The organism is Chitinophaga qingshengii (assembly GCF_014529935.1).
GTDB classification, from domain to species: Bacteria; Bacteroidota; Bacteroidia; order Chitinophagales; family Chitinophagaceae; genus Chitinophaga; species Chitinophaga qingshengii.
This window is the reverse complement of the sequence record NZ_JACVFC010000002.1, coordinates 36,504-59,961: the sequence shown is the minus strand read 5'-3', so window position 1 is coordinate 59,961 and position 23,458 is coordinate 36,504. Positions and strand designations below refer to the sequence as shown.

The 23,458-nt window shown below is 49.2% G+C and carries 22 protein-coding genes; 13 read left to right on the top strand and 9 right to left on the bottom strand.

Annotation, left to right across the window (positions count from 1 at the left end; genetic code table 11):
- Positions 1-67: 67 nt before the first annotated feature.
- Entirely contained in the window at positions 68-4,042 is a 3,975-nt protein-coding gene (locus ICL07_RS15600) for a hybrid sensor histidine kinase/response regulator transcription factor (RefSeq protein WP_188088960.1), read from the bottom strand.
- Positions 4,043-4,237: 195 nt separating this feature from the next.
- On the opposite strand from ICL07_RS15600, the gene ICL07_RS15595 reads away from it, so the two are divergent.
- The 8 genes from ICL07_RS15595 (at position 4,238) to ICL07_RS15560 (ending at position 14,356) form a co-directional block, all read left to right on the top strand.
- Positions 4,238-7,444 carry a SusC/RagA family TonB-linked outer membrane protein gene (locus ICL07_RS15595; protein ID WP_223151944.1) on the top strand — a complete coding sequence of 1,069 codons (3,207 nt, stop codon included), beginning with the start codon at positions 4,238-4,240 and terminating at the stop codon, positions 7,442-7,444.
- Positions 7,445-7,454: 10 nt separating this feature from the next.
- Positions 7,455-9,488, top strand: a complete 2,034-nt coding sequence (locus ICL07_RS15590) for a RagB/SusD family nutrient uptake outer membrane protein (RefSeq protein ID WP_188088959.1) — start codon at positions 7,455-7,457, stop codon at positions 9,486-9,488.
- Positions 9,489-9,506: 18 nt separating this feature from the next.
- Positions 9,507-10,418, top strand: coding sequence for a DUF5017 domain-containing protein (locus ICL07_RS15585; protein WP_188088958.1), 912 nt, complete (start codon positions 9,507-9,509; stop codon positions 10,416-10,418).
- Positions 10,419-10,420: 2 nt separating this feature from the next.
- On the top strand, positions 10,421-11,659 hold the full coding sequence (locus ICL07_RS15580) for a glycoside hydrolase family 88 protein (protein WP_188088957.1): 1,239 nt from the start codon (positions 10,421-10,423) through the stop codon (positions 11,657-11,659).
- 104 nt (positions 11,660-11,763) lie between these two features.
- Complete coding sequence (locus ICL07_RS15575) at positions 11,764-11,994, top strand: hypothetical protein (protein ID WP_188088956.1); 231 nt, start codon at positions 11,764-11,766, stop codon at positions 11,992-11,994.
- A gap of 129 nt (positions 11,995-12,123) precedes the next feature.
- Complete coding sequence (locus ICL07_RS15570; RefSeq protein WP_188088955.1) at positions 12,124-12,633, top strand: hypothetical protein; 510 nt, start codon at positions 12,124-12,126, stop codon at positions 12,631-12,633.
- Between the two features lie 50 nt (positions 12,634-12,683).
- Complete coding sequence (locus ICL07_RS15565; protein ID WP_188088954.1) at positions 12,684-13,568, top strand: AraC family transcriptional regulator; 885 nt, start codon at positions 12,684-12,686, stop codon at positions 13,566-13,568.
- 62 nt (positions 13,569-13,630) lie between these two features.
- Positions 13,631-14,356 carry an SDR family oxidoreductase gene (locus tag ICL07_RS15560; RefSeq protein ID WP_246485073.1) on the top strand — a complete coding sequence of 242 codons (726 nt, stop codon included), beginning with the start codon at positions 13,631-13,633 and terminating at the stop codon, positions 14,354-14,356.
- Positions 14,357-14,359: 3 nt separating this feature from the next.
- Here the strand turns inward: ICL07_RS15560 and ICL07_RS15555 are convergent, their stop codons facing one another.
- From ICL07_RS15555 to ICL07_RS15520, 8 genes are all read right to left on the bottom strand, one after another.
- Complete coding sequence (locus tag ICL07_RS15555; protein WP_188088953.1) at positions 14,360-14,776, bottom strand: SRPBCC family protein; 417 nt, start codon at positions 14,774-14,776, stop codon at positions 14,360-14,362.
- A gap of 17 nt (positions 14,777-14,793) precedes the next feature.
- Positions 14,794-15,294, bottom strand: a complete 501-nt coding sequence (locus ICL07_RS15550; protein WP_188088952.1) for an SRPBCC family protein — start codon at positions 15,292-15,294, stop codon at positions 14,794-14,796.
- Positions 15,291-15,608, bottom strand: a complete 318-nt coding sequence (locus ICL07_RS15545) for an ArsR/SmtB family transcription factor (protein ID WP_188088951.1) — start codon at positions 15,606-15,608, stop codon at positions 15,291-15,293. The genes ICL07_RS15550 and ICL07_RS15545 overlap by 4 nt, the downstream gene beginning before the upstream one ends.
- Positions 15,609-15,802: 194 nt before the next feature.
- Positions 15,803-16,564 carry a DUF2314 domain-containing protein gene (locus ICL07_RS15540; RefSeq protein WP_188088950.1) on the bottom strand — a complete coding sequence of 254 codons (762 nt, stop codon included), beginning with the start codon at positions 16,562-16,564 and terminating at the stop codon, positions 15,803-15,805.
- 25 nt (positions 16,565-16,589) lie between these two features.
- Entirely contained in the window at positions 16,590-17,207 is a 618-nt protein-coding gene (locus tag ICL07_RS15535) for a hypothetical protein (protein ID WP_188088949.1), read from the bottom strand.
- Positions 17,208-17,261: 54 nt separating this feature from the next.
- On the bottom strand, positions 17,262-18,152 hold the full coding sequence (locus tag ICL07_RS15530) for an SH3 domain-containing protein (protein ID WP_188088948.1): 891 nt from the start codon (positions 18,150-18,152) through the stop codon (positions 17,262-17,264).
- A gap of 23 nt (positions 18,153-18,175) precedes the next feature.
- Positions 18,176-19,069 (bottom strand): GNAT family N-acetyltransferase, encoded by an 894-nt coding sequence (locus ICL07_RS15525; protein WP_188088947.1) that lies wholly within the window; start codon positions 19,067-19,069, stop codon positions 18,176-18,178.
- Between the two features lie 96 nt (positions 19,070-19,165).
- Positions 19,166-19,585 (bottom strand): SRPBCC domain-containing protein, encoded by a 420-nt coding sequence (locus tag ICL07_RS15520; protein ID WP_188088946.1) that lies wholly within the window; start codon positions 19,583-19,585, stop codon positions 19,166-19,168.
- 160 nt (positions 19,586-19,745) lie between these two features.
- Here ICL07_RS15520 and ICL07_RS15515 point away from each other — a divergent pair, with 160 nt between their 5' ends.
- The 5 genes from ICL07_RS15515 (at position 19,746) to ICL07_RS15495 (ending at position 23,436) form a co-directional block, all read left to right on the top strand.
- Positions 19,746-20,318, top strand: coding sequence for a Crp/Fnr family transcriptional regulator (locus ICL07_RS15515; protein WP_188088945.1), 573 nt, complete (start codon positions 19,746-19,748; stop codon positions 20,316-20,318).
- A 74-nt stretch (positions 20,319-20,392) separates the two neighbouring features.
- Positions 20,393-21,592, top strand: a complete 1,200-nt coding sequence (locus tag ICL07_RS15510) for a DUF418 domain-containing protein (RefSeq protein ID WP_188088944.1) — start codon at positions 20,393-20,395, stop codon at positions 21,590-21,592.
- Between the two features lie 139 nt (positions 21,593-21,731).
- Positions 21,732-22,250 carry a methylated-DNA--[protein]-cysteine S-methyltransferase gene (locus ICL07_RS15505; protein ID WP_188088943.1) on the top strand — a complete coding sequence of 173 codons (519 nt, stop codon included), beginning with the start codon at positions 21,732-21,734 and terminating at the stop codon, positions 22,248-22,250.
- A 43-nt stretch (positions 22,251-22,293) separates the two neighbouring features.
- Positions 22,294-22,833: an RNA polymerase sigma factor gene (locus ICL07_RS15500; RefSeq protein ID WP_188088942.1), complete on the top strand. Its 540-nt coding sequence runs from the start codon at positions 22,294-22,296 to the stop codon at positions 22,831-22,833.
- 54 nt (positions 22,834-22,887) lie between these two features.
- The gene (locus ICL07_RS15495) at positions 22,888-23,436 is read left to right on the top strand and encodes a Crp/Fnr family transcriptional regulator (protein ID WP_188088941.1); all 549 of its coding nucleotides are present in this window, start codon (positions 22,888-22,890) and stop codon (positions 23,434-23,436) included.
- The last annotated feature ends 22 nt before the right edge of the window (positions 23,437-23,458 follow it).

Below are 23,458 nucleotides of genomic sequence, written 5' to 3'. Positions count from 1 at the left end.
TTGTAACAAATCTAAGCATCCCCGTTGTGCCGGCGGGGTGATTTTTCCAAGTGAATAGGGTGAATTTTCACAAATCCGGCGTTTCTGCGAACTCCGTGGGCGTTTTCCCGAACTGTTTTTTGAATTCCCGGCTGAAATACTTCCGGTCGTTGTATCCCACCATATAGGCTACCTGGTATACCGTATGCTGACGGGTACGGATCAGTGCCGCCGCTTTTTTGAGCCGTAATGATTTTACAAAGTCATTCACCGACATATCGGTGACAGCTTTCAACTTTTTATATAACACCGGTTGACTCATGGCTACTTTCCGGGCCAGCATCTCTACTCCGAATGCAGGATCATCCATGTGTTCTTCCACCAGGGCAATCACTTTTTCCAGGAAAGCATTGTCCAGGCTGTTGGGTAGCGGGTCGGGGACAACAGTTTCGGTTTGCAGCTGGCGGCTGTAGCGTTCCCGCATTTTCTCCCGGGAAAGAATCAGGTTACGGACGTTCAGCGCCAGTACCCGGGTGCTGAATGGTTTGGTAAGGTAAAGATCGGCGCCGGTTTCCAGTCCGCTGACATGATCAGCCTGGGAACTTTTGGCGGTGAGTAACACCACCGGGATATGGCTGGTGCGTTCATCGGTTTTAAGGGCCTGGCAGAACTGCAGCCCGTCCATTTCCGGCATCATTACATCACTGACAATGATATCCGGGATCTGGGTGGTGGCGACGGTCAAACCCGCCGCCCCGTTTTCGCATTCCAGCACTTTGTAGTGACCCTGGAAGGTTTCCCGGATCAGGGCCCGCAGTTCGGGATTGTCTTCTACGATGAGTATGGTGAAAGGTTGTGGCTTATCAGAGATAACAATGTCCGGTTCTTCGTTTACCAGCGGCATTTTCAGGGAGTTGCCGGACCGGGCTGGTTCACCGCCTACCGTGTGCGGGGTGCCTTCAAAGTGCCGGGCACCTGTAGGCAGACTAACGGTGAAGCAAGTACGCCCTTCTTTATCTGCCGTGGAAGGTTCGCTTTCTACAGTGAGGGTACCTTTGTGTTGCTCCACAATATTTTTGGACAAAGCCAGCCCGATACCGTACCCGGTATTCTGCAGGCCATGGTCCTGCACCTGGAAGAAATTGTTGAATAGTTTGTCGAGGTATTCGGGCGCGATACCCCGGCCGTTATCAGTAACGGTGATTACTATGTTTTGCCGTACGGGTGATACATGCAATTGTATATGACCACCATCCGGCGTGAATTTGAATGCATTGGTGAGCAGGTTGAAAAATACTTTTTCCAGCTGTTCACGGTCAAAGTAAAGTTCCACCTGTTCTACATCATGACTGAAAGAGATACGGATATTCCGGTCCAGCGAGAGTTCCCGGAAGCTGCTGTAGATCCGCTCCAGGAAAGGGATCAGGTCCTGTTCGTGCACATGCAGTGTAAGATGATTGGTTTCCGCTTTCCGGAAATCCATTAGCTCGTTCACCAGTTTCAGTAGCCGGTCGGCGTTGTTCCTTAATTGCGACAGGGTGGCCTGTAGCGGGTCATCTTTCTTCAAATTATCCATCATCTTCTCCACAGGCACTAACAGCAGGGTCAGATGGGTCCGGATTTCATGGGACACATGGGTGAAGAAATTCAGTTTCACCTGGTGCAACTCTTCTTCTTTATGCAGCAATGCCCACAGGAAAAAGAACCGGGTGACGAAGAAGACGAGCAAAATGACACATCCGCCATAGATGGCATACGCCCACCAGGTGCGCCAAAAAGGCGGCAGGATGGTGATCTCCATTTTGGCCGGTTCACTCCAGATGCCGTCGTTGTTGGCGCCCTTTACCCAAAAAGTATAATGACCGGATGAAAGATTCGTGTAGGTCACCGCTGGGGTGGTAGTCTCTATCCAGCTGCCGTCGCCGCCTTCCAGCCGGTAGGCATACCGGTTTTTGTTGCTTTTAATATAGTTGAGCAGCGCAAATTCCAGGGTGAATACATCCTGGTTGTGCTGGAAATGCAAAGTTTTTGTATAACTGATGTCTTTTGCCAGCAGTTGATCTTGCCCGCTGATGCCCACCGGATTGTTGAATAAACGAAGACCGGTAAACCGGATAGGAGCAGCATGGGTATTGGTGATGATACGTTCCGGGAAAAAACTGGTAATACCATTATAGCCGCCGAAGAGGAATTCGCCGCGGCTGTCGCGCAGGAAAGAGTTGTAGTTGAACACATTACCCGCGAGGCCATCGCTGACGGTATAGGTCTGAAACTTATCCCGGGCCGGATCCAGCCGGGTTAGTCCGTTGTGGGTACTGATCCACAGGTAATGCTGGTCATCTTCCAGTAATCCCAGCACATTGTCATTGGGCAACCCGTCCTTCTCCCGGTAATGTTTTTGCAGTTGCAGGCGGGTATCATATTTAACAAGCCCGCCGAAATACAGGCTCACCCAGATATTGTGTTTTGAGTCTTCCTGTATGGCGTTGATATATCCCCGTTGCAGGACTTGCACCGAATCGCCGGTGAGCACATACAGTCCGTTGATAGTGCCTACCAGTATACGACGGCGGCTGTCTTCGAGGATGTAGCGAACAGATTGCCTTTTGGCGATGCCCATCAGTGCGGTATCTGCCTGCTGCTCCAGTTCCCGGCCTTTGCGGTGCATCAGGTATAGTTGCACATTGGTACCCACCCAGAAGCGGTTTTGACTGTCTTCCAGGATGGATGTCACCTCACCGGAAAAGGTAGCCGGATCTTTGGGATTGTAGAAGAACCGCCGGAAACCGCCGTTTTCCAGCAGGTTGAGGCCACCGCCGTGGGTGCCGGTCCAGATGTTATGGTCCTTGTCTTCATACACCACCTTCACCAGGTTGGAACCGAGGCTGGCGGGGTTATTGACATCATGTTTATAATAGGTAAAGCGGGCGGTGTTACGATCATAATAATTCAGGCCACCGCCCTCAGTACCTATCCAGTAGTTATGCCGGCTGTCTTCGTGGATACTGCTGATCACATTATTACTGATACCATCCAGGGGCGGATGTTGCGCCCATGCTTTAAAAGAACTGCCATCCGGATGTACGATATTGACGCCGCCGAAGTAAGTCCCGATCCACATGGTACCGGAATTATCTTCATAAATACTATGGATAGAATTCTGGCTGAGACTATTATTATTGTGTGGTTCCTGCTGGTAGTGCCGGCTGCTCAGGTTGACAGGGTCCACAATACTAAGGCCTTCCTGGGTACCTACCCACATGTTACCGGCTTTGTCGCGCACAATACGTCTGACAATATTATTGATGATAGCTGGTTGAGCGAGCAGGGAAAAACGGCCCGCAGCAGGATCATATATATTAATACCTCCCGTTTGGGTGGCGATCCATAAGCGGCCGAAACGGTCTTCGTTCAGGGCGGTGATGAAGTTCATTGTGAGACCGGAAGGCTGTCCGTCTTCATGGCGGAAGGTTTCAAACCGGTCGCCTGTCATTTTGGTGAGGCCTTTATTGGTACCGATCCAGATATTGCCTTGTTTATCTTCATAGACACATTTCACCACATAACCGGCGATCTTTCCCGGTGTGATCAGCTGCCATTTTTTACCCTCCCGGACAAAAAGCCCGTTGTTGGCGCCTACCCAGTGACGGCCTTTGCTATCTTCATAAATACAATTGATATTGGTACGATTGGGTGCCGGTTCCAGTTGTTCATAATTAAACCTGTCATGTACCGGATCGTATCGGGCAAGGCCGCCGGTGGTGCCTATCCAGAGCGTATTGCTTTTGTCCCGGTACAGGGTCATGATCTGGTTATCCGGCAGGGACGTGCTGTCTTCCGCATGGTGGCGGTATATTTTAAAGCGGTAACCATCGTACCGGTTGAGGCCATAATGCGTACCTACCCAAACAAAACCCTGTTCATCCTGTACAATGGATAACCCTGCGTTGTGGGATAATCCGTCTTCCACGGTGAGGTGTGAAAATGTGATGTCTTGTCCGCTGCCAGGTATAAAAGCAGCAGGTATCAACAGGCATAAGAGCAGAAAGCACCGCAGGATCATGCGCTAATATAAGCATTGTATTTACCCCCAGAGAGATTTTTTTCGGAGAAAGCGCTCTTTTAGTCTTTTGATAATCAGTAGGTTGGGAGGGTGTTTATAAAAATCACCCCATTCATTTACGATTGTCTCCCTGCAGTTTGACCGCGTTCCAACATATTTGTGTATCAACCAGAAATACTGTTCAATTCCACTCTTATGAATATGAGATGCCAATCATCCTGGAAGGGAAGGAGGTCCCGCTTCGCCTTCAGTTATTTTTTAATGGGGATTTTGTGGGTGATGATACTGCCACTTTCTCTTTTTGCCCAGCAAAAGAAAGCGATCACCGGTATTGTAAAAGACAAGGATGGTAATCCGCTGATAGGAGTGACCGTCCTGGTAAAAAATGAAAAGACGGGCGCCACTACCAACGATGCCGGTCGTTTTGCCATTACCGCCGCTCCGGGCGCTACCCTCGTATTTACTTTTATCGGATATGAGAAAACCGAGCAGTTGGTAGACAACCGGGCTGACTATACGGTGCGTATGAAAGACCAGGTAGGCACACTCAACGACGTTGTCGTGGTGGGATATGCCACCCAGCAGCGTAAAGACCTGACAGGTTCAGTAGGTAGTGTGAACATGAAGGAATTTGAAAAGGCGCCGGTCAAGTCATTTGACGAAGCGCTGGCCGGCCGCGTAGCCGGTGTGGCTGTCGCCAGTAATGACGGTCAGCCAGGTTCCATCGCCAATATCGTGATCCGTGGCGCCGGTTCCATTACGCAGAACAACTCCCCGCTGTATGTGATCGACGGTTTCCCGACAGAGAGCTCCAATGCCAATGCGATCAGCCCCGGTGATATTGAATCCATCGACGTATTAAAAGACGCATCTGCCACCGCTATCTATGGCGCCCGTGGTTCCAACGGTGTTATCCTCATTACCACTAAAAAGGGAAAGACAGGTCCGCCGCAGGTAACCTACAACGGTTATATGGGCTGGCAGCAGATCCCGAAAAAGATCCCGCTGTTGGATTCCTATGAGTTTGTACGGTATGTGGGCGATGTCAACAGATCGATGTATGATTCCATCTATCTCGCTGGTGGCGTGAAACTGGACGACTACCGTAATAAACCCGCGATAGACATGCAGGATTATATCTATCGCGTAGGACAGAACCAGAACCACGACATCGCGGTGAGAGGGGGTAATGATAAAACCCGTTACTCCGTGTCCGGTAACTTCAACAACCAGAAAGGTATTATCATCAACGGCGGTTTCAAACGTTACCAGGGTCGTTTCTCGCTGGACCAGGTAGTGAGCAGCAAGTTGAAAGTGGGTATCAACGCCAACTACGCCTATAATGAGAGTTATGGTATTCCCGTATCGGCTACCAATTTTTATGCGTCGGCTACCACGTTGTATTCTGTGTGGGGTTTCCGGCCTACGAACAGTATCGCCGGCAGGGATAGTGCTGCTAACCTGATCGACGACTTTTATGATCCGGGCAATGAAATAGCCAACAACCAGGATTATCGGGTAAACCCGTTACAGAATATCCAGAACCAGTATACCATGAATAAGGTGAACAACCTTATCGCTAATGCCTATGCGGAATATGCTATCACCAAAGAGTTGACCATGCGGGTGGCCGGTGGTATCAATACCGTGAATACAGAAATGAATGTCTTCAATAACTCCCAGACTCAGTCAGGCAGTAAGTGGAACTCCAACGGTGTCAATGGCAGTGTGGACTTCCGGCCTACTTCCCTGTGGCGCGCCGAGGGCGGACTCACTTACCGCAAACGCTGGAACGATGTGCACAACCTGACGGTATTGGGTGTTGTGGAAGCGCAGGGATACAAAAATGCGCAGCGCAGATTTTCCGCCAACCAGGTACCCAACGAAGATCTCGGTATGGACGCACTGGACCTGGCGGCACCAGCCAATACGTCCCTGGTGTCTCTCAGCTCCCGGTGGACCATGGCCTCCGGGGCCTTGCGGGTGAACTACGATTATAAATCCCAATACCTCTTTGCGGCTTCTCTTCGTGCCGACGGTTCTTCCAAGTTCGCCGTCAGCAACAAGTGGGGCTATTTCCCGGCGGTGTCAGGCGCATGGCGCTTTAGCAGCGAAGAGTTTATGAAGAATATCCGCTTTATTTCCGATGCCAAGATCAGGGTGGGTTACGGCGCTTCCGGTAACAACCGGGTAGATGATTTTGCTTATCTGCCGCAGCTGCAACTCACCAATATGGCATATTGGTATTCCGCAGGCAATGCACCGCTGAATATCGGCGCGGTGATGATTTCCTCCGGTAACCCCAATCTGCGCTGGGAAACCAATGAACAAACCAATATTGGTCTGGACCTGGCTTTCCTGAAAAACAGGCTGTCCCTGACGCTGGATGTTTATCAGCGTACCACCAAAGACCTGTTGTTGCAGGCAGCCTTGCCTTATTCACATGGTATTGAATCCGCTACCGGTTTTAAAAATGTGGGCAAGCTGCAGAACAAAGGTTTGGAGATCACACTGGCTGGCACTGTAGTAGATAAAAAAGACTTTACCTGGAACAGTAACTTCAACATCAGCTTTAATCAAAACAAAATATTATCCCTGGCAGAAGGGCAGCAGTCTATTCTCTATGGCTCCGGTACTTTTTTCAATACCACCTATTCCGGATTGTTCCCTTACATTTCTGTGATTGGCCGGCCGCTGGGTGAAATGTATGGTCTTGTATTCGATGGCGTATACCAGTATTCCGATTTCGACCTGATGCCCAACGGTACCTATCTTCTGAAACCGGACGTGCCTACCAATGGCTCCGCGCGTAATGCCATACAGCCGGGTGACATCAAATACAAAGACCTGAATGGCGATATGCAGGTGAATAACCAGGACTATACCATCATCGGTAGCGGTTTACCTAAACATACCGGCGGTTTCAGCAACGATTTCCGTTATCGCAACTTCGATCTCAATATACTGTTGCAATGGTCTTACGGCAACGACATCATCAACGCCAACCGTTATGTGTTTGAAGGGGGGATTGTGAACAATCCCAATCTGAACCAGTTTGCTACCTATGCAAACCGCTGGACACCCACCAACCCGAGCAATACCCTGTTCCGTGCCGGTGGCATGGGCAATGCGGCCTACTCTTCCCGGGTAGTGGAAGATGGTTCTTACCTGAAGCTGCGTACCGTATCCCTGGGATACAACGTACCCAATACCTGGTTGAAACGTGCTAAAATCAGCAAGCTGCGTATTTATGCTTCCGCACAAAATATCTATACATGGACAAAGTATAGCGGTATGGACCCAGAGGTAAGCGGCAGACAAAGTAACCTGAGCCCTGGCTTCGATTATGCCGTGTATCCGCATTCCCTGTCTTACGTAACCGGTTTAAACGTCACCTTCTAAAATGATGAACATGAAACGTATTTGCATATTGGCATGTATAGCAATAGCAGGACTTACTTCCTGCAAAAAATTCCTCGATACCAAACCGACGGATTTTTATACACCCGACAATTATTATGGAACAGAAACACAGCTGCAACAGGCGCTGACCGGCGTATACGGCGATTTGATGCGCCCGGAATTATATGCACAGGTGATGGGTTTCAACTTTGTATCCACCACCGATGAAGTGATGTCCAACCGCACCGCTGATGGCGATGCCCGGGGGCTTCGTTACAATTATGATGCCTCCCTGGTATACGCAGGTTATATCTGGAAGTTTGCCTACGTAGGTATCAATAACCTCAACGTATTATTGTTGAATATCGATAAACCTAAGATGGATGAAGGAAAGCGCAACATTATCAAAGGGCAGGCATTGTTTCTGAGAGGTTTTTTATATTTTATTTTGACCAGTAATTATGGAGATGTGCCGCTGGTGCTGCGTCCGCTCGCGATCAGTGAGGTGAATATGGCTGCATCGAAACAGGCGGAAGTGTATGCACAGGTAGAAAAAGATATGAAGGAAGCCGAAGTGCTGCTGAAAGATTATACCGTGGTACAATCCAAATTCAATGATGTGGTAACGCTGACTGCCGTGCAGTCCATGCTGGCGCGGGTATATCTTTACTGGGCCGGTTACCCGCAGAACAATACTGCCAAATACCAGGATGTCATTACCTATACGGATAAAGTCATCAACTCCGGCCTTCATGCATTGAACCCCGATTACCGCCAAATATTTATCAACCTGGCGCAAGACAAATACGATGTGAAGGAGAATATCTGGGAGATAGGTTCACTGGGCGCTGCCGCCGGTGTGGTGAACAAATCCGGTAATGATATCGGCAATTTCGTGGGTATCCAGTCGGCTATTTCGGCAACAGATACCAGTTCATACAACGCTGCTGGCTGGGTATGGGTCACCAAAAAACTGTTCGACGCCTATGAAGTAGACGCCAACAGCACCGCCACACCGAACAAGGCCTCCCTGGATATTCGCCGGGACTGGAACTGTGCCAATTATGTCTACAACGGTACCAATCCCCGTGTAAAGGCTGCGCGGCCTAATATATGGCAGATGTGTGCCGGTAAGTTCAGGAGGGAATACGTACCGCAATCTATCCGTAATACAAACGGTACAGCCGGTACCTACAACATCAACTGGCCTGTGATCCGTTATGCAGACGTATTACTGATGCGTGCAGAAGCGGAGAACTATGTGAACGGTCCCGGTAACGCCTATACGTATATCAACCAGGTACGTAAAAGAGGTTATGGTATACAGAACGGCAACGTGGTGAAATCTGTGACGGTGGTAAACCAGGGCGCAGGTTATACCGTAGCCCCGGCGGTGACCATCACCGGCGGCGGTGGTAATGGGGCTACCGCTTCGGCTATTGTTGCAGGCGGAAAAGTAACCGGTATTTACCTGAACAGCCCGGGCGCTTTGACGGCCGGTTCTTACTATAGTGCCCCGCCGGTAGTGGTGATCGGTACTTTCTGGACACCGGGCGTAAGTTATAATGCCGGAACACAAATTACCAATGGCGGTAACCTGTATACCGTAACGACCGCCGGTACTTCCACCAATACCGCGCCTACGCATACCAGCGGCGCTTCCAGTGCTGCCGTTACCGGCGCCGTGTTTACCTATGCCGGTCAGGCCGCCACTGCCACTGCTACCATCACCATCGGCAATGAATCGGATCTTACACCCGGTCTTAGCAAGGAAGCCTTTCAACTGGCCATCCGCGACGAGCGGATGCGTGAACTGTGTTTTGAGGCGTTGCGGAAAGCGGACCTGATACGCTGGGGACATTTTGTGACAGACATGCAGGAATTCGCTGCATGGGCCACCAACAACGGTGCGGGTGTAACGGCCACCGGTAACCCCAACGGTTTACAAGGAGTGCGTAATGTGATGCAGCGGCATGTGTTGTTGCCCAAGCCCACCTATGAACTGAATCTTAACCGTTTACTGACACAGAACGAAGGCTGGTAATTCAAAAAAACATCACTCATGAAAAAAACACTTCTCATACTGTTATCCTTTTGTGCCGCCGCCTGTTCCAAAAAGCTGCAGGTCGATGCGCCGGATTTCAACGTCTCCCTGGACCCTTCCCGCCAGGTGGCAGATACTTTTGTGTATCGTTTAGGCGATAGTACCCGCTTTTTATTTCGTGGTACCGTGGGCAATATCGCGTTCTATTCCGGAGAAGCCGGCAAGCGGTATGATAGTCGCGTTATCACTTATAAGCTCGGCAAAATCATGTTGAGTTTCTCTTCCAAATCAGAGTTCGGCGCACAAACCAATACCCTGCAGGTATTGGCTACCAACAAAATACCCGGAACAGATTCTGCTTCCATGGTGAATGCTGCGTGGAAAGATATCAGCAGTCGCGGTAAACTGGCCACCAGCAGTACCGTAGTAGCTTTTGGCGGTGCGGACCTGACTGACCTGGTGAGCAATGCCAATGATTCGCTTTTTATCGCACTTAAATACACCGGGGTAACGGGTACCACCCAACGTACCTGGACCATCACCGATTTTACCGTTAATAATGTGTTGGCTGACAGGAGTGTCGTGTTGACCTCCTTATCGAACGATGTAGCCTACTGGACCCGTTTCGGTAATGTCTGGAACCCGGCTAACGGCCGCTGGACGCCGTCTGCCTCTGATCTGAAAATTACCGGTGGCAATGAAACCGCCGCATCCAATACCAGCTGGATCATCACCAAACCATTATACGTCGGACGTATAGCCCCTGACGTAAGCGCAGGCGTAAAAAGCATCAATGAGCCTGATAAACAGGAATACGTATATGCATACCCGACACCGGGTGTATACCGGGCCACTTTTGTAGCCTATAACCATACGCTGGATGAAGAGAAAACTACCATCCGTGAATTTACCATTAAAGTGATACCATAAAGATGATGAAACCATTGCTTTGCCTCGTAGTCGCCGCCGGATTGACGGCCTACGGTACCTTTGGAGAAAAGGATTTTATCAGCAGCAACACCGGCTTTGCGCAGCGGCAACTGAAACATATGCTGAAAGAAACGGAATCGCGCGATAGCCTGGCATTTCCCCGCACTACCGACAAAGCGGGCAAGATGACCACCACGTCGATGTATGACTGGACACCGGGTTTTTTTCCGGGCTCGCTTTGGTTGGCCTATGAACAAACAAAAGATCCGGCATGGGAGCAGCAGGCTATCCGGTGGACCGAAAAACTGGCGCCATTGCAACATTTTACCCAGCATCACGATCTTGGGTTTATGCTGTATTGCAGCTATGGCAACGCTTACCGGCTCACCGGCAATAAAGCCTACCGGGATATCCTCATTCAGGGCGCCCGTTCGCTGAGTACGCGCTATAACCCGGTTACCAGGAGTATTAAGTCGTGGAATGTTTTTAAATCCTGGCATGGAGAGCAGCAATACCGTTACCCGGTGATCATTGACAACCTGATGAACCTGGAGTTGTTGTTCTTTGCCTCCAAAGAAACCGGGGATACCAGTTTCAGGCATATTGCGGTCAGTCACGCTGAAACCGCCATGCATAAACAGATACGGCCGGATTACAGTTCCTATCATGTAGTGTGTTATGATACTACCGATGGTAAAGTACTGGCGAGGGAAACTGCGCAGGGATATGCCGATAATTCCACCTGGTCCCGTGGTCAGGCCTGGGGTATCTATGGTTTTACGATGATTTACCGTGAGACAAAAGATCCGCGCTTCCTGAAAACCGCCGTAGGTATGGCTGACTGGTACCTGAACAATAAAAACCTTCCGAAAGACAAAGTACCGTACTGGGATTTTAATGCAGTAGAAAAAGGGTATATGCCCGGTATCCGTTCCAATGCACTGAACGTCAAAACAAAGCACCGCGATGCTTCTGCCGCTGCCATCGTGGCATCAGCCTTGTTTGAGTTAAGCGGTTATGTGGGCGCACGTAAGGCAGCACAATACCGGCAGGCTGCTATTGCCACGTTGCATTCGCTGGGTAGCCCGGCATATCGTGCACAGGAAGGAGCGAATGGGAATTTTGTACTGATGCATAGTGTGGGTAGCATTCCTCACAATAATGAAATAGATGTTCCGTTGGTGTATGCGGATTATTATTTCATGGAAGCGCTGCAGCGGTACAGGGTTTCGTTGAATTGACGTATCAAAGGCAGGTATTGGGAAGGGGGAGATAAATGCTTCTCCTTCTCAATTTTTTTTGTTTCGATGAATGCTGAATAAATGAAGTTTTGTATCTTCGAAGTATGATGACAGGTGAATTCTACGAAAAACTGAAGAATGCCCTGATTGAGCAGGGAAAGGAGCTGGAAGCTTCTGCAGAAGCTCGCGCACGACTCCGCTATAACCTTGGTATTGTTTTAACCCCGGAAGGAAAAATTATCTTCAAGAAAATACCCAAAAGAAAAAAGCGTGCTCCCCAAGAGGAAAAGGTTACCCCAAAGACAGGAAAGCGCGCTCCCAAAAAGCAGCCATAATATTGTCACTTCTTTATTTATTGTACTATGTCCAATCATCGGCTACTTTATACAGCCGATCCAGGTTTGGTTTTATGTTTTCACGGATGTGAACAGGCAGTGAGGGATGCAGTCGTTACGCATCAGTGTATGATGAAGAAAAGCGAGAATGCTTATGACTGGCTAGGCGCCGGTTATTACTTCTGGCAGAGTAATTATAAGCGGGCATTAGATTTTGCACAGCATCCTCCCGGTAAAAGAAGGTACGATGCGCCTGCTGTATTAGGTGCGGTTGTCAGCCTGCACAACTGTCTGGATTTGTCCGATAACAATTACATTGACCTGGTAAGGCTATCTTATCAGAATTTAAAGCGTATGTGTGAGGAAGATGGTACTGAACTCCCTGAAAATAAAAATGTTCCGGGCTCCAATGACCGGGTCTTACGGGAGCTTGACTGTCGTGTAGTAGAAAATGTTCATGAGATGATAGCGGCAATGGAGGGACCTCCTTTTGATTCTGTAAGAGGTGTTTTTACAGAAGGAGGGCTTTTATATGACGGCGCCGGGTTTTATGAAAAAACACATATTCAGATTTGTATCCGGAACCCCAATTGCATAAAGGGTTTTTTTCTGCCCCGTGGTGAAGCATCCTGGCCGTAAGGCTTGTGTATATTGTTCAGAATATGAAAGCCGGGTTATATATTTACAACATGTATAACCATGCATCTTCTATCCCGACATATTCGTTGGAGCAATCCGGCGGCCGGAATAATTTGTTTGATATCCGGCTGGCGGATGGTACCTACCGGGAGCATCCGTCTATTTTCCTGACGCCGCATCGCAAGGATTTTTATATGCTGGTACTGGTGGAAACAGGCAGTAGCCGGCATTGGGTGGACATGCAGCCTTATACGCTGAAGCCGGATACTTTTTATTTTACGGCACCTCACCAGGTACATGTAAAAGAGGAAGCGGAGCCTATGCAGGGCATTGTACTGTGTTTTACAGACGTTTTTCTGAGCACGGCGTTACAGCAACAGCTCAAACAATTGCCCGTGTTGCAAAATCCGGATAACGGACATGAATTGTTATTGACGCGGGAAGACACGGAATATCTCCGTGATACCATGCTCCGTATGGTGCATGAACATCAGTTGCGGCCGGATTGGCATAACACCATGTTACAGGCTTATCTGCATGTATTACTGATTTACCTGAGCCGTTTGTATACGGAACAATTTACCGTGCCCAATCGGCAGCCGGACAGGGTACTGCTGAAAAAATTTCTGCACCTGCTGGAAGTCAATTATACACGGCATCATGAGGTGGCGGCGTATGCGGGGTTGCTGAATATCACCGCCGGGCACCTGGGGGATGTGATCAAGGCGCAGAGCGGTAAATCAGCGATTGAACATATACATGCACGTGTATTGCTGGAAGCCCGGCGCCTCCTTTTTTATACCGACCATTCTATCAAAGAGATTGCCTTTGCACTGGGATTTGAAGATGCATCCTACTTCAACCGTTTTTTTAAACGCGGTTATCAACAGACGCCGCTGGCCTTTCGTACAGCCTCCCGGAAAATGTACCATTGATCCCGCGATGTGTGCAGTTGCGGCCAAAGGCATACCGGTAATTTTGTGCTGTAAACATACACATGATGAAAACAGCACTCATTACAGGAGCCAATAAGGGTATCGGTTTAGCTACCGCTCAACAACTGCTGGACGCAGGTTATTTTGTATATATCGGCAGCCGTGATATCGCCAAAGGAGAGGAGGCAGTTGCTATGTTGGGGCATGCCAACACTGCCGTGGTTCAACTGGACGTTACGGATACACATTCTATCCTGGCGGCGCGGGAACTGATAGGACGCAGCACTACCCAACTGGATGTACTGATCAATAATGCCGGTATCAGCGGTGGTTTTCCGCAAGCGCCTGCCACGGTGCCGGTGCAGATGATACGCGATGTTTTTGAAACCAATTTTTTCGGTGTTATCCAGGTAACGCAGGCCTTTATGGACCTGCTGCAAAAATCGCCGCAACCCAGGATCGTGAATGTAACTTCCGGCCTCGCTTCGCTGACATTGCACAGTGACCCATCGTGGGTGTATTACTCCTTTAAGGGCGCTGCTTATGGCCCGTCTAAAACAGCGCTGAATGCCTATACGCTTTCACTGGCCTATGAACTGCGCGAAACAAACTTTAAGGTCAATGCAGTCGATCCCGGATATACGGCGACGGATTTTAATCATCATAGCGGTCCCGGCACCGTGGAAAACGCGGCGGCGCTGTTGGTCCGCTTCGCCACCCTCGGTGCCGATGGTCCTACCGGAAAATACTTTAGTAATGACAGGAACGGAGAAACGAGTCCCTGGTAAGAATTAATGGGCTTCTGTATATTTTTTGTAATTGTTCAGGATAGCCTGCCAGCCACCTTTTTGCATCTCAACGGGATTTTCGTTTTCCGCGTCAAAAGTAACGGTAACGGCTGTCTGTTGGCCCTGGCCGTCGAAGGATACCTGTGCAGCCCTGCCATCTCCCATGACATAGGTGAAACTTTTGCCGGGAACGATATCTTCGTAGATGGCTTCGAAGTCAAATCCAAAGCTGCCATCTTTGGCTTCCATGCGGGCGCTGTATTTACCGCCAACCCTCATGTCGTTGCTGGCGCTGGGACATTGCCAGTCGTCCGACGCAAAATTCCATTTGGTGATATGTTCCGGCTGGGTGTAGTGATCCCATGCTTTTTGTGCTGCTGATGCGACAACAGTCTGCACCGTAATTTTGGATGTTTGCATAGTAGTATCTTTGATAGTTATTGTAAAGCAGACAGCAGTTCGTCCAGTTTTTCCAGTGTAGAGGCCATACCTTCTTCCATGCCCATTTTAATCACTGTTTCAATATCACTGAGGGAGGCGTAGGTTACTATTGTTTCCACTACCGCGTTATTCCCTTTATCGTGAAATGTCACGTCCCAGTTGGCGCGGGGCAGGCCGGTGTTCAGCTGGCCGTTTTCATCACAGAAAGCGTCCAATCCGGAGTAACTCTCTACGGGACGGATTTTTTCGTAATCCATACGTCCCCAGTACTCTTTGCCTTCCGGATCTACCATGGCATACAGCCAGTAACCACCTTCCCTGAAGTCCATGTGTTTGGTTTTAGTGGTAAACGGTTTGGGCGCAAACCATTGGTCCAGCAGCTCACTTTTCGTATAGGCGTCCCATACCAGTTGCCGTTTAGCGCGGAATTCCCGGCGGATAGTGAGGGTGTTGTTGGTCTTGTCAACCAGGAAATCGAATTGCAAATGAACACTCATATTTGTTGATTTAAGTTTGATAACAGATTATCTAATTGACTGAAACGGTCTTCCCACATTTTGCGGAATTGTTCCAGCCATATATCTATCTCTTTCATTTTACTGAGTTCAAGTTGATAATATATCTCCCTGCCTTTGTGTTCCTGGGTAATCAGTTCACATTCTGCCAGTATTTTCAGGTGTTTGGATACTGCCTGCCGGGTGGTATCAAAATGCGCTGCAATGGCATTAGGCGTTAGCGCCTGCGCGGCTATCAATACCATAATAGCCCGCCGGGTAGGATCCGCTACTGCCTGAAATATGTCTCTTCTCATGGATCTGTTTTTATTATAGCAACCGTTCGGTTGCAAATATATGTGCAAATAATCGGTTGCACAAGTTTTTTTTTCAATAAGCGGCCTGAACGTTTGGTGAAAGAGCGGAGAGGAGTAGGATACGGAGTGCGGAGCGGAATGTCAATTTAACCAGGGTTTGGAAATCGACCCTAAACCCTGGTTAAGCATTATTTTTATTTTCCTTCCAGCACAGGGATCAGGTGTTCCCATTTCAGCTGTTTGGCAAAATCGAGTGCGGTTTTGCCGCTTTGTGTTTGTTTGGAGGTGTCGGCGCCCTGTTGCAGCAATACTTCCACAATAGAGAGATTGCCGGCAATGGATTCCTTGTGTAACAACGTGAAACCGGCTTCGTCTGCACTATTCAGTTCACCGGGATTTTGTTGCAGGAAATCTACGAAACTGGGCTTCATGTTTTTGCTCATGGGATGCTCCACCAGGTTTTCAGGATTTTCTTCTTCCTTGTTAACTACGAGGATGCGGTTATAATCGCCAAACTCCAGTCCCCAGGCTTCATCGTGGTCCTGTCTTTCTTCTTCGGTCATGCCGGCACGCATGGCCTGTATGGTAAACCCGCCATAGGCGCGGTCATCGATGGCGAACAGCCAGTCGCTGATCTGGTTGAGCGGCACGGTGATTTCATCACCATTGCTCACATTGGTGAGACTATTCGGATCATTGATCAGGATACCGTAGATGTTGTCTCCATCGAAGCTGATATCGTTGATCCACATGTGTTCAACTGTTGGTTTATCGTCGCCGGGGAACTGTTGTGCAAACGGCACTTTTACACAGGCTACATTCAGTCCGGGAATAATACGGCGATGTTCCCAGGAAAGTTCCCGCCAGAAGTATTTAAAAGTGGCTTGTGCTTTGGCGGCGGCATCAAGCATTTCGGGGCTATCGCCTTCAGCGAAAAAAACGATTGATTCGGACATGACAATTGTTTTACAGGTTAATGTTTTACGCCAGTTCGGCGCTATGGATGGCTATAAAATCCCCCTGCTCTGAATAGGCGTCGATGGCGAAAGCATCGAAACCATTGCGTTGCAGGTAGGCAAGATCTGTTTTTTCGCCGGTGATAAACCGGATTTCGCCGGCTTCATCCTGGAAGGTCTCCAGCTCGTCCTCGTAATCAATGTTGAAAAAGGCATGTAATACGATTTCGAAAACACTGTTTCCTGCGGCGTCGGTATAATCATGTGTTAACGGCCGGTTGTTGAGCTGTGCCGGGGTCCATTCATTACAGAATAAATTGTCGTGCCCCTGGCGACCGCCATCAAAAAGGAGTATTTCTTCTCCGCTGTGAATATCTACAGCATAAATCAATTCGGGTGCATCATCGGAATTGGTGATGAGTCCATTGAAGTGTTTACCGTAATGTTTTTCATGATGTTCTATATGCCTGGGTTCCTGCTTTACCTCCCAACGATACAGATCGCCGTAGTACCGGATACGGAACAGCCGCCCGCCGGTAGAAGACTGCAGCTGGGCGCGCCATTCTACGGGATGTATGTTGTTGAAATAAGCCGCTTTATCATATGCGGCATAAGGTGCATATAGCTCGGGTGCTGGTCTCATAGCCAAATTTTGTACAGGGCAGCGCGCAAAAATCCTGCCCGATATAACAATGGATTATTTTATTTGTGTGACTTTTTTGTTCTCACCATCCCACACGTAACGGGTACTTTTTTTCTCTGTTATTTTCATGATGTACTCACCGTTTTTGCCCTGTTTATCCGTGGCTTCAGATACTTCCAGGTTCCAGACGATCATATCCGGCTGGCCGTTCTTTTCATTGGGAAAAGTAAATTCTTCGGAATGATAAAAGGCGCCTGCATCACCAACATTGGTTTTGTTGGGCAATGAAACCAGCTGACCATCTTTAGTCCAGGCGAAGTAATAGTCGTTGGTCGGAATACCACAGGCTTCGCCGGAAAATGACAGCACTACAATATGTTGCACATTGGTGAGGCCCATACCGCTCATCACCTTCCCGTAGCTGAAATTGGCGCTTTCATCGTTCCAGATGGAGAAGGCGGTTTTTGCCAGTAATACGCCGTTCTGCACTACTTTGAGGCGTACCTGGTATTTGGGGAAGGTATCTCTTTGGTTGCCGGATACCGCGACGGAGTCGAAGCGGCGTTCGATGCCATATACAAATTTGAGGTCACCCCGGCGCAATGGTGCACAGCTCACGAGTCCCTGCCAGATATAACCGTTCCGGGATTCACCGTTTTTATGATACGCAATTTTTAACCATGGTCCCCGGATGCCGCGGATGGTCAGCCCATTAGGCATAATAGCGGTAACCGTGATGTTGTCACCCGCCAGCAGCGTGTCAATCGGCGCTTGTTTGGTGTCGGGAGATACCCTGATATAGGCGGTGTCGGAAAAAATATAACGATCAGTGGAATCACCGTTTACATATAATGACCAGCTGCGCATGTCGCTGAAATCTGGTGTATCCTGTGCAAAAAGATGTTGGGAAAAACAAACGAACAAAAACAATAAAAACTTCTTCATAATTTTTCTGTTGAGATATGTATTTATGTATGTGACAATGTTGGCATCATTAACTGATGGGTAGCAAAAACATTTTCTTTTTTATCCAGTACAAACAACGTGAGATCATCATCTTTCAGCGGTTGCATGGTGAAACCGGTGGTGGCCCCGGGTGTAAAACCAAGGTTCACCTGTCGGGTGTTATTGTCCGTCAGGGCGGATAAAATGCGGTGCAGCGACTGGCTGGTGTTCCCGAATATATCATGACAGGTCAGGGTACCTTCTTCCTGTTCTATGATAGCTACCACATCCCATTCTTCCAGGTAATACACATTGGTTTTGTAAAACCGGGTGCAATAGAACATCAGCAGACCGGGATTGCCGGTTACAGTGAGCGCTGCAAACGGGTTGGTCTGTGCATATTTCTGTAGTAGCAGTTCCCTGTCGGCCGCGTTATCCATATCCAGCTGCCGTACTTTGGCAGGTTGAGGTAATAACTGCCGGGTAATGTATTGGTATTCTGCTGCCGGTGCAAATCCGAATTTGGGATAGAAGTCGGGTACCCTTTTATTGGCAAAAAGCATCATGGTGTCGTATTTTCCTTGCCATTCTTCCAGGATTTTATTCATCAGCCATCGGGAGAGGCCCTGGCGGCGGTAGTCCGGATGTGTCATCACGGTGCCGAGCTGCAGCCAGTTTTGCTGCTGCTCCTGCCAGCGTACGGGCAGTATATTAACGGTGGCATTGGCTACAACGGTGTCGCTATCCAGGAGTACATAAGGGATACAGGTATGATCCCAGTAACCATCCTGGTACCAGGGCTCAAAGCTGAGGTGGAAGGTGCTGTTGGAAAGCTGGTCAAAGCTAAGCCGGACGGGGGTATTGTCCTTTATGTCAGCGATATAGGTATATGTTCTGCCGTTGATGTTGTATTCCATAGCGTTAACACACAATTTCAAATCATAACGGCGAAGATAGTGTTTTCGGGGGAGAATGGACGGGACTGCGGATGATGCCGTCCCGTTTTATGTTGGTTAATGCCGCGCGACATAATCCCCGAACTGTTTGAGTACGCCGGCGCAAAAAGCCTGTTGGTCTGCTGCGGGTACACCTGCTTCGGGTTCAAATATTTCAGTGATGGTAACGCCGTCGGCGGTAACGCTGAAGGTATTGACGGTTTTTCTGCCGTTGGGATGAACGCTGCTTAATTTTTCGAAGGGTATCACTTCGTCATACTGACCTTCGAAAGTGAATCCGCCGCCGTCGTTTGTTTCCATAACGTAACGGAATTTTCCGCCTGTGCGGACATCGTTTTCTACACTGGTGGTTTTCCATTCATCGGAAGGATTGTTCCAGCGCAGGATATGTTCCGGTGCGGTCCAGTAGTCCCATATTTTTTGAATGGGTGCGTGGACGGTGACAGATGCGGACAGGTGGGTAGTGGAGTGGTGCATGTGCAGGGAATGTTAATATAGCTGTAAGATAAACAATATTAAGGGATCATCCGGTGGCAAGGGTAGCATAATTGCCGTAAATCAACATGAAAAAGAGAGGGATACGCCCATTTCTGCGTTATGATAGTATTACCTTTATTGATGAACGGAAAAACGGACCATGAAACACCAGGAAGCCATTATAGCGGAATTACTCACTACTGCTTTTCAGGATGAAACCCTGCGTAACGCCTACTATGAGGCGGTACAGCAAAAGCAGTTTAAAAAAGGGGACATACTGCTGCAACAGGGGCAGGTGTGCCGCTACTCCTATTCGATCCTTTCCGGTGTGGTAAGAGGGTATTACATCAAAGACGGACGTGATATTACCACCTCTTTTAATTTTGCGGACGATATGGTGATGTCGCTGGAAAGTGCTACCCGGCAAACACCCAGCCCGGAAACATTTGAGGTGCTGGAAGATACGCTGGTGGAAGAAATCTCTGTGGAAAAACTAATGGTCCTGCGGGAACGTTTCCCGGTACTGGAAAAAATCTGGACCCTCAGCGCGGAATCTTATGCGATCTGGCTGGAGGAACGATTGGCCAGTCTGCAGTTTGCTACGGCGAAAGAACGTTATGAACAATTGCTGGCACGTTATCCGGAGATCGTCCGCAAGGTGCAGCTGAGCCATATTGCTTCCTACCTGGGCATCACGCTGGAAACCCTCAGCCGTATCCGTGCAAAGGGATAATTATTTGATATATGTCAAATGCCGGCTGCTGTTTGTTTCTCAACTTTGCTGCGTTCAAATAAAAAACATGATTTATGCAGCCGTTTGTACCCGCCCAACCATCACCTGCCAACCGTCGTATAGACGCGCTGGACGCCATCAGGGGTGTCGCCCTGGGTGGTATCCTGTTGGTCAACATGGGACTTTTTGCTTTCCCCGCGCTTTACCTCAATGCTACAGATGTGTGGACCAGTGCGCCCGATAAAATAGTGGAAGGGATGGTCGGTTTCTTTGCGGAAGGCAAGTTTGTATCCATGTTCTCTTTTCTCTTTGGCCTGGGCTTTATCCTTTTTCTGCAAAGTGCGGAAAAGAAAGGACTGCCGCCGGTACGCCTCTTCCTCCGCCGGCTGCTGGTGCTGCTGGGTATCGGCTGGATACATGCCTACCTGATCTGGTTTGGCGATGTACTGTGTTTTTATAGCGTACTGGGTATATTACTGCTTTTTTTTAGGAAAATGTCTCCTCCGGCACTGTTGAAATGGGCACTGGGACTGCTGCTGGTACCGGTAACGCTGTTTATTGCCCTCGGGGTGATGATGGGGCCTGACTTTTATACGGACGCTGCTTCGTATAAGGATTTGGGTTATAAAGCCATCGAGGTATACCGCTCTGGTACACTTCGTCAACTATGGTCACAAAACGCTGCCGACCTGAATGCCGCGCGTATGGGATACCTGTTTGAAACGCCTATGATGCTGGCCATGTTCCTGTTGGGCGCCTATGCCGGTAAAAGAGGATTCTTCCGTCAGCCGGAGGCTTATGCTCCGCTGATACGGAAAATACAGCTATGGAGCGCTGTGATCGGATGGCCGCTGGTAATCGGAGTGCTGTGGGCTGGTCATGCGCATCTTGGCAGCGCGCTGGACGACTATATCATGATGATCGATACCTATATTGCCAGTCCGGCTGTCAGTATCTTTTATATCGCTACGCTTACCCGCCTGTTGCAGCGCAACTCCTGGCAGCAATGGATGCGGCCCTTCCAGGCTGCCGGCAGAATGGCGGCAACCAACTATCTCCTGCAATCTGTTACCTGTGTCTGGATTTATTACAGCTTCGGCGGAGGACTGTATGGCTATGCCAGCCCCACGATGTATATACTCATCTGGTTGATGGTATTAGGAATCCAACTTACTGTCAGCACCTGGTGGATGAGTCACTTCCGCTTTGGCCCGGTGGAATGGATATGGCGAAAACTGACCTATGGTAAAGCATATGCCGTAAAAGTGCAATAAAGATTATCCGGCGTGTGACCACGGGTCTCTGCCAACTGCCGGCAGGGGCCCTTTTTGTTCTTTTTTTCGGGAGATGACCACCGCCTGTCCCTTGTTTTTTCCGATATCGGCTAAATGCCCGATATTGCCCGGTATCACCATGAAGAAAATTTATCAAACACAGCTGGAAACGCCCCTCGGACCTATGATGGCCGGTGCCACGGATGAAGGTATCTGCCTGCTGGAATTTATGGAGCGGAAAATCATGGACGCACAATGGGCTTCGCTGCGCAAACAGCTGAAAGCAACCATTATAGCGGAGAATCATCCTCATTTTACACGGTTGCAACAGGAGCTGGACGCCTACTTCACTGGTACCCTGCATACGTTTACGGTGCCATTGCATATGCCGGGAACAGCCTTCCAGCAGGCGGTATGGGAACTGTTACTTACTGTGCCCTATGGAGATGTACGCACCTACAAACAACAGGCTGTGCTGTTGCAACGGCCGGCGGCGGTTCGCGCGGTAGGCCATGCCAATGGTATGAACCGTATCTCCATTATCGTGCCCTGTCACCGTATTGTGGGAGGCAATAGGGATCTGACCGGCTACGGCGGTGGTATCTGGCGCAAACAATGGTTACTGGAGCATGAAAATAAATTTCAACGGGTTGGGTGATTATCCGGTTTTTAAGGTATTAACGGCTGACTAAACTTTTTGTATGACAACCTATACTGACCGGGAACTGATATCGGAACTGAAAGCGGGCAGTCACCACGCTACAGTAGCTATATATCGGCAATACTTCCCGGTGATAGCCGCCTATGTACAGCAACACGGCGGTCATACGGCAGATGCGGAAGATGTGTTCCAGGAAACCATGCTGGTACTGGTGCAGAAAATACAATCTCCTGATTTTACCCTGACAGCCTCCCTGAAAACATACCTCTATGCTATCGCCCGCAATCATTGGAGCAAACGTCTGCGGGATAACCGTCTCCTGCTGCCGGGCGAAGCAGCCCTGCCGGAAGAAACCGGTACGCCCGACTTCTTCCCCGAACAGCCGGCTGCAACGCAGGTACAAAGCTGGCTGGAACGTATAACGGTGAACTGTAAACGAATTTTAAAGGCTCTCTTCTTTTATCAGCAACCTATGGCGCGACTGGCGGCAAAAATGGGCTGGAAAAACAAACATACTGCCGATAATCAAAAGTATAAATGTTTGCAACAGCTCAGAAAAGCGGCGGCATCTCCCAGGTAACTTAATATCCGCGAGGTTTCTTTATCACCCAAAAAAGACAGAACTTTGCCTGGTATGGATATTTTCGAACAATCACAGTTAACACAAGCCGATAGGGACCAGCTGCAACAGCTCATGAAAACCGTACAGCTGGAGAAACAGGATTATTTTATCCGGGAAGGAAATGTGTGCCGGCAGTTGGCTTTGCTGCGCAAAGGTATCCTGCGCTCTTTTTATGTAAAGGATAATGGAGAGGAAATTACCGATTGTATTATGTTTGAAGGGCAACTGGTGACTGCCTATTCCAGCCTGATCACCGGTGCGCCGGCATTTGAAAATATACAGGCCATTACAGATTGTGAGTTGGCAGTACTGGACCGGGATGACCTGTACCGGTTATATGAACAGAATATCCGCTGGGCCAATACCGGACGGATTTTCGGAGAACAGGAGTTTGTGATGATGGAACAACGTACCCGTTCTTTTCAGCAATACACGGCCAAAGAACGCTACGATGAAATGGTCCGTAAACACCCGCGTATGATACAACAGGTGCCGCTGCAATACCTGGCTTCCTATTTAGGCATCACCCCGCAACACCTGAGCCGTCTGCGAAAAAATTAACATTTGTTCAGTGCCGGCAGCT

What these genes read in the sequence shown, in the direction of transcription:
- ICL07_RS15600 (WP_188088960.1), bottom strand. Translation starts at nt 4,042, where the DNA reads ATGATCCTGCGGTGCTTTCTGCTCTTATGCCTGTTGATACCTGCTGCT.
- ICL07_RS15595 (WP_223151944.1), top strand. Translation starts at nt 4,238, where the DNA reads ATGAATATGAGATGCCAATCATCCTGGAAGGGAAGGAGGTCCCGCTTC.
- ICL07_RS15590 (WP_188088959.1), top strand. Translation starts at nt 7,455, where the DNA reads ATGAAACGTATTTGCATATTGGCATGTATAGCAATAGCAGGACTTACT.
- ICL07_RS15585 (WP_188088958.1), top strand. Translation starts at nt 9,507, where the DNA reads ATGAAAAAAACACTTCTCATACTGTTATCCTTTTGTGCCGCCGCCTGT.
- ICL07_RS15580 (WP_188088957.1), top strand. Translation starts at nt 10,421, where the DNA reads ATGATGAAACCATTGCTTTGCCTCGTAGTCGCCGCCGGATTGACGGCC.
- ICL07_RS15575 (WP_188088956.1), top strand. Translation starts at nt 11,764, where the DNA reads ATGATGACAGGTGAATTCTACGAAAAACTGAAGAATGCCCTGATTGAG.
- ICL07_RS15570 (WP_188088955.1), top strand. Translation starts at nt 12,124, where the DNA reads ATGATGAAGAAAAGCGAGAATGCTTATGACTGGCTAGGCGCCGGTTAT.
- ICL07_RS15565 (WP_188088954.1), top strand. Translation starts at nt 12,684, where the DNA reads ATGTATAACCATGCATCTTCTATCCCGACATATTCGTTGGAGCAATCC.
- ICL07_RS15560 (WP_246485073.1), top strand. Translation starts at nt 13,631, where the DNA reads ATGATGAAAACAGCACTCATTACAGGAGCCAATAAGGGTATCGGTTTA.
- ICL07_RS15555 (WP_188088953.1), bottom strand. Translation starts at nt 14,776, where the DNA reads ATGCAAACATCCAAAATTACGGTGCAGACTGTTGTCGCATCAGCAGCA.
- ICL07_RS15550 (WP_188088952.1), bottom strand. Translation starts at nt 15,294, where the DNA reads ATGAGTGTTCATTTGCAATTCGATTTCCTGGTTGACAAGACCAACAAC.
- ICL07_RS15545 (WP_188088951.1), bottom strand. Translation starts at nt 15,608, where the DNA reads ATGAGAAGAGACATATTTCAGGCAGTAGCGGATCCTACCCGGCGGGCT.
- ICL07_RS15540 (WP_188088950.1), bottom strand. Translation starts at nt 16,564, where the DNA reads ATGTCCGAATCAATCGTTTTTTTCGCTGAAGGCGATAGCCCCGAAATG.
- ICL07_RS15535 (WP_188088949.1), bottom strand. Translation starts at nt 17,207, where the DNA reads ATGAGACCAGCACCCGAGCTATATGCACCTTATGCCGCATATGATAAA.
- ICL07_RS15530 (WP_188088948.1), bottom strand. Translation starts at nt 18,152, where the DNA reads ATGAAGAAGTTTTTATTGTTTTTGTTCGTTTGTTTTTCCCAACATCTT.
- ICL07_RS15525 (WP_188088947.1), bottom strand. Translation starts at nt 19,069, where the DNA reads ATGGAATACAACATCAACGGCAGAACATATACCTATATCGCTGACATA.
- ICL07_RS15520 (WP_188088946.1), bottom strand. Translation starts at nt 19,585, where the DNA reads ATGCACCACTCCACTACCCACCTGTCCGCATCTGTCACCGTCCACGCA.
- ICL07_RS15515 (WP_188088945.1), top strand. Translation starts at nt 19,746, where the DNA reads ATGAAACACCAGGAAGCCATTATAGCGGAATTACTCACTACTGCTTTT.
- ICL07_RS15510 (WP_188088944.1), top strand. Translation starts at nt 20,393, where the DNA reads ATGCAGCCGTTTGTACCCGCCCAACCATCACCTGCCAACCGTCGTATA.
- ICL07_RS15505 (WP_188088943.1), top strand. Translation starts at nt 21,732, where the DNA reads ATGAAGAAAATTTATCAAACACAGCTGGAAACGCCCCTCGGACCTATG.
- ICL07_RS15500 (WP_188088942.1), top strand. Translation starts at nt 22,294, where the DNA reads ATGACAACCTATACTGACCGGGAACTGATATCGGAACTGAAAGCGGGC.
- ICL07_RS15495 (WP_188088941.1), top strand. Translation starts at nt 22,888, where the DNA reads ATGGATATTTTCGAACAATCACAGTTAACACAAGCCGATAGGGACCAG.